Annotated in this window: 12 protein-coding genes; 6 read left to right on the forward strand and 6 right to left on the reverse strand. The window is 63.8% G+C overall.

The genetic code is table 11. The features are described 5' to 3' along the window. Positions 1-80: 80 nt before the first annotated feature. The 3 genes from zapE to OCA5_RS16880 all read right to left on the reverse strand — a co-directional run bounded on the left by zapE (position 81) and on the right by OCA5_RS16880 (position 2,748). On the reverse strand, positions 81-1,259 hold the full coding sequence (gene zapE / locus OCA5_RS16870) for a cell division protein ZapE (RefSeq protein ID WP_012561755.1): 1,179 nt from the start codon (positions 1,257-1,259) through the stop codon (positions 81-83). Positions 1,260-1,318: 59 nt separating this feature from the next. Then, positions 1,319-1,897 carry an RNA 2',3'-cyclic phosphodiesterase gene (gene thpR / locus OCA5_RS16875; RefSeq protein ID WP_012561754.1) on the reverse strand — a complete coding sequence of 193 codons (579 nt, stop codon included), beginning with the start codon at positions 1,895-1,897 and terminating at the stop codon, positions 1,319-1,321. A 155-nt stretch (positions 1,898-2,052) separates the two neighbouring features. Then, a complete protein-coding gene (locus OCA5_RS16880) occupies positions 2,053-2,748 on the reverse strand; it encodes an arylesterase (RefSeq protein WP_193372360.1) in 696 nt (231 codons plus the stop codon). On the opposite strand from OCA5_RS16880, the gene OCA5_RS16885 reads away from it, so the two are divergent. From OCA5_RS16885 to OCA5_RS16900, 4 genes are all read left to right on the forward strand, one after another. Continuing rightward, complete coding sequence (locus tag OCA5_RS16885; RefSeq protein ID WP_013913420.1) at positions 2,747-3,457, forward strand: ABC transporter ATP-binding protein; 711 nt, start codon at positions 2,747-2,749, stop codon at positions 3,455-3,457. The two genes, OCA5_RS16880 and OCA5_RS16885, sit on opposite strands and share 2 nt — an antisense overlap. Next, a complete protein-coding gene (locus OCA5_RS16890; RefSeq protein ID WP_012561751.1) occupies positions 3,447-5,984 on the forward strand; it encodes an ABC transporter permease in 2,538 nt (845 codons plus the stop codon). Before OCA5_RS16885 ends, OCA5_RS16890 begins: the two co-directional genes overlap by 11 nt. Before the next feature lie 208 nt (positions 5,985-6,192). Beyond that, positions 6,193-6,984 (forward strand): Bax inhibitor-1/YccA family protein, encoded by a 792-nt coding sequence (locus tag OCA5_RS16895; protein WP_013913421.1) that lies wholly within the window; start codon positions 6,193-6,195, stop codon positions 6,982-6,984. A 127-nt stretch (positions 6,985-7,111) separates the two neighbouring features. Beyond that, positions 7,112-7,642, forward strand: coding sequence for a GNAT family N-acetyltransferase (locus OCA5_RS16900; RefSeq protein WP_013913422.1), 531 nt, complete (start codon positions 7,112-7,114; stop codon positions 7,640-7,642). Between the two features lie 33 nt (positions 7,643-7,675). Here the strand turns inward: OCA5_RS16900 and OCA5_RS16905 are convergent, their stop codons facing one another. From OCA5_RS16905 to acnA, 3 genes are all read right to left on the reverse strand, one after another. Beyond that, positions 7,676-8,053: a DUF2794 domain-containing protein gene (locus tag OCA5_RS16905; RefSeq protein WP_012561748.1), complete on the reverse strand. Its 378-nt coding sequence runs from the start codon at positions 8,051-8,053 to the stop codon at positions 7,676-7,678. A gap of 396 nt (positions 8,054-8,449) precedes the next feature. After that, entirely contained in the window at positions 8,450-9,286 is an 837-nt protein-coding gene (locus OCA5_RS16910; protein WP_013913423.1) for a DUF1223 domain-containing protein, read from the reverse strand. Between the two features lie 81 nt (positions 9,287-9,367). Then, positions 9,368-12,088: an aconitate hydratase AcnA gene (gene acnA, locus OCA5_RS16915; RefSeq protein ID WP_012561746.1), complete on the reverse strand. Its 2,721-nt coding sequence runs from the start codon at positions 12,086-12,088 to the stop codon at positions 9,368-9,370. A gap of 219 nt (positions 12,089-12,307) precedes the next feature. Here acnA and ccmA point away from each other — a divergent pair, with 219 nt between their 5' ends. Beyond that, entirely contained in the window at positions 12,308-12,910 is a 603-nt protein-coding gene (gene ccmA / locus OCA5_RS16920) for a heme ABC exporter ATP-binding protein CcmA (RefSeq protein WP_012561745.1), read from the forward strand. Further along, the gene (gene ccmB / locus OCA5_RS16925; RefSeq protein ID WP_012561744.1) at positions 12,907-13,575 is read left to right on the forward strand and encodes a heme exporter protein CcmB; all 669 of its coding nucleotides are present in this window, start codon (positions 12,907-12,909) and stop codon (positions 13,573-13,575) included. The genes ccmA and ccmB overlap by 4 nt, the downstream gene beginning before the upstream one ends. Positions 13,576-13,644: the final 69 nt, after the last annotated feature.

The following is a 13,644-nucleotide window of genomic DNA, read 5'->3' on the forward strand; positions in this document are numbered from 1 at the left end:
TAAACCTTTCGGCAGGGCCGTTCAAGTCGCTTTCCGGAGGGGGTGTCGCGCTGCTTTTGCAGTTCACGACACGCGACACACTAGGTTTCGACCAGGCCCGTGCTTGCGCCGCTCGCTGCGGAATCGCTGCGTCCGTGAGGCAGCGCGAGATAGGAGTCAGAGCCCATCTCGATGATGCGCGACACCGTGCGGGCGAACTCGCGCGCTTCCACGCCTTCCTCGGAACGATAAATCGACGACGGCTCCGCGGCCGCCGAGGCCATCAGCTTCACCTTGTTGTCGTAGAGCGCATCAATGAGCGAGATGAATCGCTTCGCCGGATTGCGCTCCTCGAACTCCATCACCGGCACATGATCGATCAGCACGGTGTGATAATCGCGCGCGATGCGCAGATAGTCCGGCGGGCCGAGCGGGCGCTCGCATAAATCCTCGAAGGTGAAACGCGCGACGCCGTGCGCGGAATGATCGATATGCAGCACGCGGCCTTTCAGCGCGATGTCGCGCGGGGGTGCATCCGCGCTGCCGGTGAGCTTGAGCCATGCGGCATCGAGCGTCGCGGCGGCGGCTGCATCGTCGGGGACCAGCCACATCCGGATGCCGGAGAGCTTTTCCATCCGGTAGTCGGTACGGGCATCGAGCCGCAGCACTTCCATCCGCGCTTCGATATCAGCGATGAACGGCAGGAACAGCGCGCGGTTGAGACCGCCTTTGTAGAGATCCTCCGGCGCCACGTTCGAGGTCGCAACGATCACGGTGCCGAGTTCGAACAGCCGCGCGAACAGCCGCCCGAGGATCATCGCATCTGCGATGTCGGTGACGTGGAATTCGTCGAAGCACAGGAGCCAGGCTTCCTCGAAGATCGAGTTCGCCGTCAGTTGAATCGGATCGGCATCGGCGATCTCACGCGCTGCGATCTTCTGCCGGAAATTGAAGATGCGATCGTGAACGTCGCCCATGAATTCGTGGAAGTGCGAGCGGCGCTTGTAGACGACCGTGCTCGCCTGGAAGAACAGATCCATCAGCATGGTCTTGCCGCGACCGACCTCGCCGTGGATGTAAAGCCCGCGCGGCGGCGGTGTGTCGTCGGCAAACAGCCGGCCGAACAGGCCCTGCTTGCGTGGCTTGTAGTGATCGAGATGCGTCTCGAGCGTCTCGAGCTTCGCCACGGCGTCGGCCTGCGCCGCATCGCGTTCGATGGCGTCGGATTCGATGAGTTGCTCGTAGCGCCGGTAAAGCGGCGAGGGTGAGGACGCATCCATGCCCGCACCCGGCCTCAGCGCCACGGAAAATGCAACACCTACGGAGGTCGAAGCGCCTTTTATGAGATGAAATATCGCCTTTGCGCGCCGCGATCCGGTTCAACCGGCGACAGCCCGTAGGAATCCTCGACCACGTAGGGCCCGCCACCGACAGACGCGCGCGAGGAGAACAGCACGAAACGCGAGGCGACGAACCGCTTCGCCGGGAAGTACCCACGCACCGAAAGGTAGTCGGCGACATCACGACTCGACGCATCGCGCAGACGCGCCAGCGTGACATGCGGAATGAACTTGCGGCCCTCCGGCTCAAGCCCGAAGCGGCGCATCAGCCGCTCATGCTCGGCCTGCAACTCCATCAGCGGCCGGGTCGGCGCAACGCAGGCCACCACCGCGCGCGGCTTCTTGCCGCCGAAGCTCGACAGCCCCTGCAGCGTCACCTCGAAGGGCTGGCGATCGATGCGCTCGAGCGAGCCCGCGATCTCGCGCGCGACATCGTCGTCGATGTCGCCGATGAAACGCAGCGTGACGTGATAATTTTCCGGATCGACCCAGCGGCCGCCGGGAAGCCCGCCACGCAGCATCGACAGTGATTGGGAAATGTCGGGCGGGATCTCAAGTCCAGTGAATAAACGAGGCATCGCACTCCCTCGACGCTTAAGCGCCCACGCGAGCCTCGCCGATGGTCCGGCGAATGCGCGAAGCGCGAATCACTCACCCGAATCGATAGCTGCACTTGTAACGCAGCCTCATGACGAAGCGAAGCGAGCCAGTGGACAGTTTTGCGGCTGTGACTTCAACGCACCGCGGACGTGACCGGAAGTTCCTTCAGAAACGCCTCCACCGCAGGCAATATCCGCGCAACGATGACGTCGACACCCGCCGCAGTCGGATGCAGGCCATCAGGCAGCTTCATCGCTGCATCCTGCGTCACGCCATCGAGAAAGAACGGATAGAGCGGCACGCCGTGCTTCTTCGCGAGCTCGGGATAGATACTGTTGAACGCGCGCCCATACGCCTCGCCGAGATTGGGCGCCGCATACATGCCGCACAACATCACGGCAATGCCGCGCGCTTTCAGCCGGGTGATGATGTCGTCGAGGGCCGCGCGCGTGACTTTCGGATCGACCCCGCGCAGCATGTCGTTGGCGCCGAGTTCGACCAGCACCGCCTGTGTGCCCTCCGGGATCGACCAGTCGAGCCGGTCGCGGCCACCGGAGGCCGTATCACCCGATACGCCCGCGTTGACGATCTCGGTCGCAATGCCTTTATCCTTGAGCGCCTGCTGCAGCCGCACCGGAAATGCGGCAGAGGCCGGCAGCCCATAGCCGGCCGTGAGGGAATCGCCCAGCACGGCGAGCTTGAGCGGCGGCGTGAAGGTCTGCGCCATGACACCAGAACTCCCGGCCACGGCGAGGCAGGCCGCCGCGACCAAAAACATCCGTGCGCGCCTCTCGACCGCGGCTGCGAAACTCCCATATGGCAGGGGCATGGATACTCTCACCGCTCTCTCACAGCCGGCCACCGCCGGCTCACCCGTCATCTCACTCTCCGGCATCGACCTGTCCCTCGGACGGGGCGCCGCAAAAGTCCATATCCTCAAGGGAATCGACTTGCACGTCGCGCCCGGTGAAACCGTTGGCCTGATCGGCCCATCCGGTTCGGGCAAATCGACGCTGCTCATGGTCATGGCCGGGCTGGAGAGGCCCGATGCCGGAGAAGTGGTGGTGCAGGGCACATCTTTCAACGCCCTCGACGAGGATGGTCTCGCACGGTTTCGTGGCCGCGAGATCGGCATCGTGTTTCAATCGTTCCATCTGATCCCGACCATGACCGCGCTCGAGAACGTCGCGGTGCCGCTCGAACTTGCAGGCAAGAAAGATGCAGCGGAGCGTGCCGCGCGCGAGTTGCAGGCGGTCGGCCTCGGCGAGCGGCTTCATCATTATCCCGCCGAACTCTCCGGCGGCGAGCAGCAGCGCGTGGCGCTTGCACGCGCACTCGCACCCGATCCCGCAATTCTTCTCGCCGATGAGCCGACCGGCAATCTCGACGAGGCGACCGGCAAGCAGATTGCCGATCTGCTGTTCGATCTACACAAGGCGCGCGGCACGACGCTGGTGCTGGTGACACACGATGCAACGCTGGCGCAGCGCTGCGGCCGCACCGTGAAACTGCGCTCGGGCCACATCGATGGCGCTTAACGCTCCTCTCGCATGGCGCTTCGCCTGGCGCGAATGGCGCGGCGGGCTTTCCGGCTTCCGGGTGTTCATCGCCTGTATCGCGCTTGGCGTCTTCGCGATCGCCGGTGTCGGTGCGCTCTCCGCAAGCCTCAATGAAGGCTTGAGCCGGCAGGCGCGCGTGCTGCTTGGCGGTGACGTCACCTTTGCATTGTTTCAGCGCGAGGCGAGCGCGGACGAACTTGCATTCCTGCAAAGCCAAGGCGAGATGTCGCGCATCGCCACGCTGCGCGGCATGGCGCGGACGGCGCACGACGATTTCACGCTGATCGACATCAAGGCTGTCGACAATCATCACCCGCTGCTTGGCACGCTCACGCTCGATCCGCCGCTGCCGCTCGACGACATCCTTGCATCGCATAACGGCGTGTTCGGTGCGGCGGCCGATCCGGTGCTGCTCGCCCGGCTCAATCTCAAGGTTGGCGACACCGTCCACGTCGGCGAGGCCACGTTCCAGATTCGCAGCAGCCTCACCACCGAGCCCGACAAGCTGCTCGGCGGCATCAGTATCGGGCCGCGCTTTCTCATCAGCCATCAGGGTCTCCAAGCAACGGCGCTGCTGCAGCCCGGCGCATTGGTGCGCTGGACTTATCGCATCAAGCTCGCTGCGCCGAGCGATGCGGCAGCAGAGCAATTGATCGCGCAGGCCCGCGAAAAATTCCCGCAGGCCGGATGGGAAGTGAGAAGCCCGGCCAATGCCTCGCCGCAGCTGGAGCGTAATGTCTCGCGCTTCACGCAGTTCCTGACGCTGGTCGGTCTCGCCGCGCTTCTGATCGGCGGCATCGGCGTCGTCAACGCCGTGGAAAGCCACCTTGCGCGCAGGCGCGATGTGATCGCGACCTTCAAGGCGCTCGGCGCCAGCACGACGATGGTGTTCGCGATCTATCTCTTGCAGGTGCTGATGCTTGCCCTTGTCGGCGCACTGATCGGCGCGGCGCTCGGCACGCTTCTGCCGTACGCCATTCTCGCCGTGTTCGGCCATCTGCTGCCGCTGCCGATCGAACCCGGCATCTATCCCGGCACGCTGGCGCTTGCCCTGCTCTACGGTGTGTTCGCGGCGCTCGCCTTTGCGCTCGGCCCGCTGATGCGGGTGCGCGACGTTCCCGCTGCGGTGCTGTTTCGCGCCGAAGTCGCGGGCGAGGGATCGCGCCGCAACCTGCGCCATCTGCTTGCGCCGGCCGCGGCTGTCGCGCTTCTCGCCATCGCTGCCGTTGCGCTCGCCTATGACCGGCGCATCGCCGCGATCTTTGTCGGCGTTAGCCTTGCGGTGTTTGTCCTGCTGCGCATCGTCGCACGATTGATCATGGCAGGTGCAAAACGCCTGCCGCGCCCCGGCAATGCGCTTCTTCGTCTGGCGCTCGCCAACATCCATCGCCCCGGCGCGCTCACGCCGTCGGTCGTGCTCTCGCTCGGCCTCGGCCTTGCGGCGCTTGTCACCGTGACGCAGATCGACGCCAATCTGCGCCAGCAATTCACCGCAGCCCTGCCCGAGCGCGCACCGTCTTTCTATTTCCTCGACATCCCCTCGGCACAATCGGCGCACTTCTCCGAATTTCTCGGCGGCATCGCGCCTCATGCCAAGGTGGAGGTGGTGCCGATGCTGCGCGGACGCATCACCGCCGTGAAAGGCGTGCCGGCCGAGCAGCTCAAGCCTGCATCCGACAGCGAATGGGTGCTGCAGAGCGACCGCGGCATCAGCTATGCCGATGCGGTGCCGCCTGGCTCCAAGGTGGTCGCGGGACAATGGTGGTCCGCCGACTATCAAGGCGCGCCACTGGTCTCGCTGGAACAGAAGACCGCCGACGGGCTCGGCATCGCCATCGGCGACGAGATCACCGTCAACGTGCTCGGCCGCAATCTGACCGCCAGGGTCGCCAATCTGCGCAGCGTCGACTGGCAGAACCTCGGCATCAACTTCGTGCTGGTGTTCTCGCCGAACACTTTCCGCGGTGCGCCCCATACCGACCTCGCCACGCTGACGGCGGACCTCGCGACCCCCGCCGATGACGCAAACGTTATCAAGGAGGTCGCCCACGCTTTCCCGACCGTCACCAGCGTGCGGGTGCGCGATGCGCTGAAAAGCATCGGCGACATCGTCACCAACCTCGCGCTGGCGATCCGGGGAGCGAGCCTCGTCACCCTGCTCTCCGCGCTCCTCGTTCTCGGCGGTGCGCTGGCCGCCGGACACCGCCACCGGGTCTATGACGCCGTGATCCTGAAGACGCTGGGCGCCACCCGGCGCCAGTTGATCGGCGCCTATACGCTCGAATACCTTTTGATCGGGGCCACAACGGCCTTTTTCGGGGTCGCGGCGGGTTCGCTTGCCGCCTCTGTCATCGTCACGCGATGGATGAATCTCAGCTTTGCCTGGTATGGCGGAAATGCGGCGACTGTGGCTGCGAGTGCACTCGCGTTAACCATAGCGCTCGGTCTCGCGGGCACGCTGATCGCCCTCCGTCAAAAGGCCGCAACCGTGCTGCGCCGATTATGAAGGTTCGTGCTGAAATCTGCATTCATTTTGCGACATTCAGCCGCGCGGAACGACTTGCGTGCTCTGTGTTATTCTCCCACATACGGAGCAGGCCCAGATTCGTGGAGCAGTGCCATCCGGCACCCCTGACGTAATCCTGGAAACGAGATTCTTCCTACCGGCAGCAACCCGCCTGAGCGGTCGCCGGCCAACCCAAGAGGCTTCGACAATGTCGGACTTGGATCGTAACTACACCTCTCCGTTCGGCCACGTTGCCGGGCGGGCTGACGCGGCCGCGGTCGACGCGGGCCTGCGCGCCTACATGCTCAAGATCTACAACTACATGACGATCGGCCTCGCCATCACCGGCTTTGCCGCCCTCGGCGTGTACATGGGTGCCGTGACCACCGATACCGCCTCGGCTGTCGGCCGGGTCGGCAACACGATGCTCACCTCCTTCGGCGTCACGATGTTCGTGAGCCCGCTGAAGTGGGTCTTCATCTTCGCTCCGCTGGTGATGGTGTTCGCCATCTCCTTCGGGATCAACCGGCTGCGGCCCGCGACCGCGCAGATGCTGTTCTGGGCCTTCTCGGCGCTGATGGGCATCTCGCTGTCGTCGATCTTCCTCGTCTACACGCACACCTCGATCGTGCGCGTGTTCTTCATCACCGCGGCGGCGTTCGGTGCGCTGAGCCTCTACGGCTACACCACCAAGCGTGACATGACCGGCATGGGCTCGTTCCTGATCATGGGCCTGTTCGGCGTGATCATCGCGAGCATCGTCAACCTGTTCGTCGCAAGTTCGATGCTGCAGTTCGTGGTGTCGATCGTGGGCGTGCTGGTGTTCGCCGGCCTCACCGCCTGGGACACCCAGCGGCTGAAGAACGACTACATCTACGGCTACGGTGCGATGGGTGGCGACGTCGCCGAGCGGGCCGCCATCACCGGCGCGCTGTCGCTCTACCTGAACTTCATCAACCTGTTCACGCTGCTCCTGCAGCTCCTTGGACAGCGCGAGTAAGCAGGCACCAGCCTTTCAAGCTCTCAAGCCCCGGCCTTGTGCCGGGGCTTTTGTTTTGGCGCTCTTGTTTCGACACTTTCGTTTTGACCGGCGCAAATTTATGGTCGCGTCCATGACCACGACGACCATGAGCGAGCTCACCATCCGGTCCGCCACCGCGGCCGACATTCCGGCCATCACCGCGATCTATGGCTTCGAGGTGCGCGAGAAGACCGCAAGCTTCGAACTGACCGCGCCGGATGAAGCGGAAATGGCGCGGCGCTTCACCGCGCTGACCACCGGCGGCTTCCCCTATCTCGTCGCCACGGTCGACGGCCATCTCGCAGGCTATGCCTATGCCGGACCGTACCGGCCGCGCTCCGCCTATCGCTATACGGTGGAGGATTCGGTCTATCTCGATCCGGCCTACTACCATCGCGGTATCGGCCGCGCGCTGCTGACCGAACTGATCGCGGAATGCACGATGCGCGGCTTCCGCCAGATCATCGCGGTGATCGGCGACTCGGCCAACGCCGCCTCGATCGGCCTGCATCGCAGCGCCGGCTTTGCCATGATCGGCACGCATCCGAATGTGGGATTCAAATTCGGACGCTGGCTCGATTCGGTGCAGATGCAGCTTGCGATCGGCGAAGGCGGACGAACTGTGCCGCCCAGCTAAGCCGGTTCCCGCTTCGCCTGAAAACGCTTCAGCTTAAACCAGCGCGAGCTTGCGATCGATCACGAGCAGCACACGCTCGAGCTCATGGCCGCGGCGCAAGATCTGGCCGCTCGCCGAGATGACGCTGTAGGCCCCCTGCTTGCGCGCGAGGCGCGGATCTTTCTCGATACGATAGATCGGCACTTCGGAGGACCGGCGGAAGATCGAGAACACTGCACGGTCTCTCAGGAAATCGATCGCATAGTCGCGCCATTCGCCATCGGCGACCATGCGGCCATAGAGATTGAGAATGCGGTTGAGTTCGAGCCGGTTGAAGGTGACGGCTGCGGGCGGCGCGCTGAAACTGCGCTCCGAGGCCTGACTATCTTCGCTCCCCAGACCGCCAGAACCGTCGCCAGAGCCGAGCGCCATATCTGTCCCCCTGTCATCGGCATGACATGATCGACTGCGTCGCGCGCCTTCGCAAGCCCCATTTCACCTCACCAGGCTCTCACGGCTTCGTTAGGAAAAACCATAATGCCGCCTGAATTCCGTCCACCTCCCGCCGTTCGCAGGTGCGAGGGTTTCTGCATTGGTTGACCCGGTCCTTTCGGTACCGGATTCCTCAGCCCCCAGCCCCCCGGGGTCGTCAGGATCGGGTCTATTCTTCCTGGTGTTTCTTCCTCTCCGGCTGTCTCCAAACCGGAACCCGACTTAAGGGCCGTTCACACGGCCCTTTTTATTTGCCCGCTGCACAAAGCAACGGGCCGGGCCGCAAGGCGGGACGATTCGGATGTGGAGAAGGGCTAAAAGCCAGTCGGTTCAAAATCAGTTCGCGAGCGAGGTATAGGCCGCGCCAAGCATCGGGCCCGGTTTGTCGCGGCTGCCGTCCTGCACATAGGCGGCGACGGCATCGATCCCCTCGCGGGTGATGTTTTCGAGCGGAACCGACCAGGTGTTTGCCGCGCCGTCCCAGTCGCCGACCTTGAGCACGTTGCGGACCACGTTGTGATAGACGATCCGGTGCCCGCGATTTTCACCGCGGCCGATGGTGATCGGCACCTGCTTCGACACCGCGCAGATCCACACTTCGGCATGTCCGCTGGAAGCGGCCGCAGCCGCAACCGAGACGTCGAGATAGCCGTCCTTGCGCGTCAATTTCACCGGCACGCTCATGATGCCGCGCTCGCGTCGGCTGCGCTCCAGCGCGGCGTCGATGCCCTTGCGGTCGCTGCCGAGCACATGGGTCACGCCGTTCACGATCATCTGCGGCGTGTAGACGTCACGGTCGCCACGCATCGCGGAATAGGCTTTCTGGCGCGCGGAGAAACGCGAATCGGCGAGCGTGTCCTTCCAGCCGAGATAATCCCAGTAATCGATCGGCAGGCTCAACGCGACGAGCGAGGGGTCCTTCGCCAATTCGCCGAGCATCTTGTCGGCAGGCGGGCACGACGAGCATCCCTGCGAGGTGAACAATTCCACCACGGCGCGCGGGTCGGCGGCCGCAGGCCCGGCCGAGATCACGACACCAAGCGCCGCCACCCACCCGAGAGAGGCAGGCGCGCGACGAGCGATCCTCGCGGCAGCGTCGTGAAACCATGCGGCGATGGACCCGACAGGTGTCACGTCACCCCTCAACAGAAACGGCCAAGCTGATGCAGGCATGCCCCCTCATAGGCCGCCCGGCGCAATGCTCGCCACTCACGTCGCGGTGAGGTCCTTCACAGTTCGTTGTGCCCGACCCCATCACGCCGCAGCAAGGCTGCGCAGGACGTACTGTAGAATGCCGCCATTGCGATAGTATTCAAGCTCGTCGAGCGTATCGATGCGGCAAAGCAGCGGAACTTCCTGCTTGACGCCCTTGCTCGAAACGATCTCGGCCACCAGGGTCTGGCGCGGCTTGAGATCGCCGGCGAGACCGCGGATCGACACCTGCTCGTCGCCCTTGAGGCCGATGGACGACCACGACGCGCCATCCTCGAAGGTGAGCGGCAGCACGCCCATGCCGACGAGATTGGAGCGATGGATGCGCTCGAAGCTTTGGGCAACAACCGCACGCACGCCGAGCAGGCGCGTGCCCTTGGCGGCCCAGTCGCGCGAGGAGCCGTTGCCGTATTCGGCTCCGGCGAACACCACGAGCGGCACGTTCTCCGCCTGATACTTCATCGCGGCATCGTAGATCGACATCTGCTCGCCATCCGGCCAGTGCCGGGTGAAGCCGCCTTCCGGCACGCTGCCGTCGGCGCCCTTCAGCATCATGTTCTTGATGCGAATGTTGGCGAAGGTGCCGCGCATCATCACTTCATGATTGCCGCGGCGCGTGCCGTACTGGTTGAAGTCGGCCGGGCGCACCTGATGCTCGGTGAGATACTGGCCGGCGGGCGACGTCAACTTGATCGAGCCCGCCGGAGAGATGTGGTCGGTCGTGATCTTGTCGCCGAACATCGCAAGAATGCGCGCGTTGACGAGATCGGTGATCGGCTCCGGCTGCATCTTCATGCCGTCGAAGTAAGGCGGGTTCTGAACGTAGGTCGAACTCATGTTCCAGCGATAGGTATCGCTCGGCGTCGTCTTGATCTTGCGCCAGTTGGTGTCGCCCTTGAACACGTCGGCATACTTCTTCTTGAAGATCGTCGAGGTGACGAACTTCTTGATGAAGGCGTTGATCTCGGCCGTCGTCGGCCAGATGTCCTTGAGGTAAACCGGCTTGCCATCCTTGCCGGTCGCGATCGGATCGACAGCGAGGTTCTTGGTCACCGTGCCGGCCAGCGCATGCGCGACGACGAGCGGCGGCGAGGCGAGATAGTTCGCCTGCACGTCCGGCGAGACGCGGCCCTCGAAGTTGCGGTTGCCTGACAAGACAGCCGCTCCGATGATGCCGTTGTCATTGATCGATTTCGAAATCTCTTCCGGCAACGGGCCGGAATTGCCGATGCAGGTGGTGCAGCCGAAGCCGACGAGGTTGAAGCCGACCGCATCGAGATCCTTCTGCAAACCGGAATTGGCGAGATACTCAGCGACAACCTGACTGCCCGGCGCGAGCGAAGTCTTGACCCACGGCTTCGCCTTCAGCCCGCGCGCGGCCGCCTTGCGGGCGAGCAGCCCCGCCGCCATCAGCACGCTCGGGTTCGAGGTGTTGGTGCACGAGGTGATCGCCGCGATGACGACATCACCATGGCCGAGATCGAAATTGCGACCCTCGACCGGGAAGCGCTCGGACGCTTCCGGCTTCTTGTATTCGTTGGTCATCGCGACCGCAAAACCTTCCGCAACGGAAGGCAGTGCGACGCGGCCTTCAGGCCGCTTCGGACCGGCGAGCGAGGGCACGACGTCCTTGAGGTCGAGCACGAGCTTTTCGGTGAACACCGGATCGGTGGAAGCGGCGGTGCGGAACAGGCCCTGCGCCTTGGTGTATTTCTCGACCAGCGCAACGCGATCGGCCTTGCGGCCGGAGGTCTTGAGATAATCGAGCGCTGCCTTGTCGGCCGGGAAGAAGCCGCAGGTCGCGCCGTATTCCGGCGCCATGTTGCCGATGGTCGCCTTGTCGGCAACCGAGAGATAATCGAGGCCCGGGCCGTAGAACTCGACGAACTTGCCGACCACGCCCTGCTTGCGCAGCATCTGCGTCACGGTGAGCACGAGATCGGTCGAGGTCACGCCTTCCTTCAGTTTGCCCTTGAGCTTGAAGCCGACCACATCCGGCAGCAGCATCGACAGCGGCTGTCCGAGCATCGCGGCTTCCGCCTCGATGCCGCCGACGCCCCAACCGAGCACCGCAAGGCCGTTCACCATGGTGGTGTGAGAGTCGGTGCCGACGAGCGTATCGGGATAGGCCAACTGATAGGTCGCGGTCTTCTTGCCGATGGTGAGTTTTTCTTTTTTGGTCCAGACCGTCTGCGCCAGATATTCGAGATTGACCTGATGGCAGATGCCGGTGCCGGGCGGCACCACCGAGAAATTCGAGAACGCCTGCTGGCCCCACTTCAGGAATTCGTAGCGTTCCTGGTTCTGCTTGTATTCTTCCTGGACGTTCTTGGCGAAAGCCTTGTTGTCGCCGAAGAAGTTGACGATCACCGAGTGGTCGATGACGAGATCGACCGGCACCAACGGATTGATCTTCTGCGCGTCGCCGCCGAGCGCCTTCATCGCGTTGCGCATCGCTGCGAGATCGACCACCGCCGGCACGCCGGTAAAGTCCTGCATCAGCACGCGCGCGGGGCGGAACGCGATTTCATGCTGGAGCGTCTTCTTCCGCGCCCATTTCGAGAAGGCGAGGATGTCGTCCTTCTTGACGCTGCGGCCGTCCTCGTTGCGCAGCATGTTTTCCAGAAGCACCTTCATCGAATAGGGCAGCCTGGAAATTCCTTTCAGGCCGTTCCTCTCCGCTGTCGGGAGGCTATAATAGGCGTAGGATTTGCCCCCAACCTTGAGAGTCTTCAGGCATTTAAAACTGTCGAGGGAAGGCATAGGCAGGTCCCGATCTGAAATAGGATGACATCACGCAAACCCGCACCGCCCCCAAGGCGGGGACTGCCGTATTGCACGGTCTAGCGTTGCGGGCTGCACCAAGCGGCGGCTTTATAGAATCTTTCCAGACAGCGCGCCACACGACAATGGTCTTTGCCTTATGCGGTTCTGTAATAGCGGCGCGTTCAACTTCTCATATATTGAAATGGATCATGCCTGATGGGGCTTTCCGGCCATGACGTATCGTGCACCAGAGGGGGGCGCGCGATTTTTACCGGCGTCAGCTTTTATGTCGCAGCCGGCGAAGCGCTCGCAATTACCGGCGTCAACGGTGCAGGAAAATCCTCGCTGCTGCGCATGCTTGCAGGCCTGCTGCCGCTCGCAGGCGGGCGTATCCACTATGATGAGAGCGATGCGGAGCTGACGCTCGCCGAGCAGACGCACTATCTCGGCCACCGCGATCCGTTCAAGCCGGCCTTGAGCGTGCACGAGAACCTGACGTTCTGGCAGCGGTACCTTGGCGCCGCTATCGCCGACATCGAACACTCCCTTACCTTGACGGGGCTCGGCGCCATCGGCCATTTGCCCGCGGGCTTTCTCTCCGCGGGCCAGCGGCGGCGGCTTTCGATCGCACGCCTCATCGCCGTGAAGCGTCCGATCTGGCTGCTCGACGAGCCCGCGACCGCGCTCGACGCGGCGGGGCAAAAAGCATTCATCGGAATCATGCAATCGCATCTTGATGGAGGCGGGCTGATCGTCGCCGCGACCCACGGTCCGCTCGGCATCGACGCGCGCGAATTGCGGCTTGGAGACCGCGCATGAGCGCGTTCCTTGCTTTGATCCAGCGCGACCTGCGGATCTCGTGGCGGCTCGGCGGCGGCGGATTGCTCGGCGTGTTGTTCTTCCTGAGCGTCGTCGTGCTGATGCCGTTCGCACTCGGCCCCGACATTCCGCTTCTCAAGCGAATGGGGCCTGCCGTGCTGTGGCTCGGCGCCATGCTCGCGAGTCTTCTTACACTCGACCGGCTGTTCACCGCCGACCTCGAAGATGGCTCGCTCGACCTTCTTTTGATGAGCCCGATGCCGCTCGAGATGAGTTGCCTCGCCAAAGGCCTCGCGCACTGGTTCGCGACCGGGCTGCCGCTGATCGTGGCAACGCCGGTGCTCGGCGTGCTGCTGAACCTCGAGCCCGAAACCTCGCTGTTCGTCGCGCTGACGCTGCTCGCAGGCACCCCGGCCCTGACCTTCACCGGCATGATCGGTGCCGCCCTTGCCGTCACCATGCGCCGTGGCGGCCTGCTGCTGCCGGTTCTGGTGCTGCCTTTGTCGATCCCGGTGCTGATTTTCGGCGTCGCCGCCTCCAACGCCGCGGTCACGGAACAGGGCCTGTTCGGCGCCCCCTTCTCCATCCTCTGTGCGCTGACGCTCGCAGGTTTCATCATCGGCCCGCTTGCGGCCGCCGCCAGCCTCCGGCAGGGGCTCGATTAAACCGGCTGGATTAAGCGCGCTGGACCGAAAAACGCCGCTCCCGCCATGACAGGCCGCATTGCACCGTTA

Origin of the sequence: Afipia carboxidovorans OM5 (assembly GCF_000218565.1) — a bacterium.
GTDB classification, from domain to species: domain Bacteria; phylum Pseudomonadota; class Alphaproteobacteria; order Rhizobiales; family Xanthobacteraceae; genus Afipia; species Afipia carboxidovorans.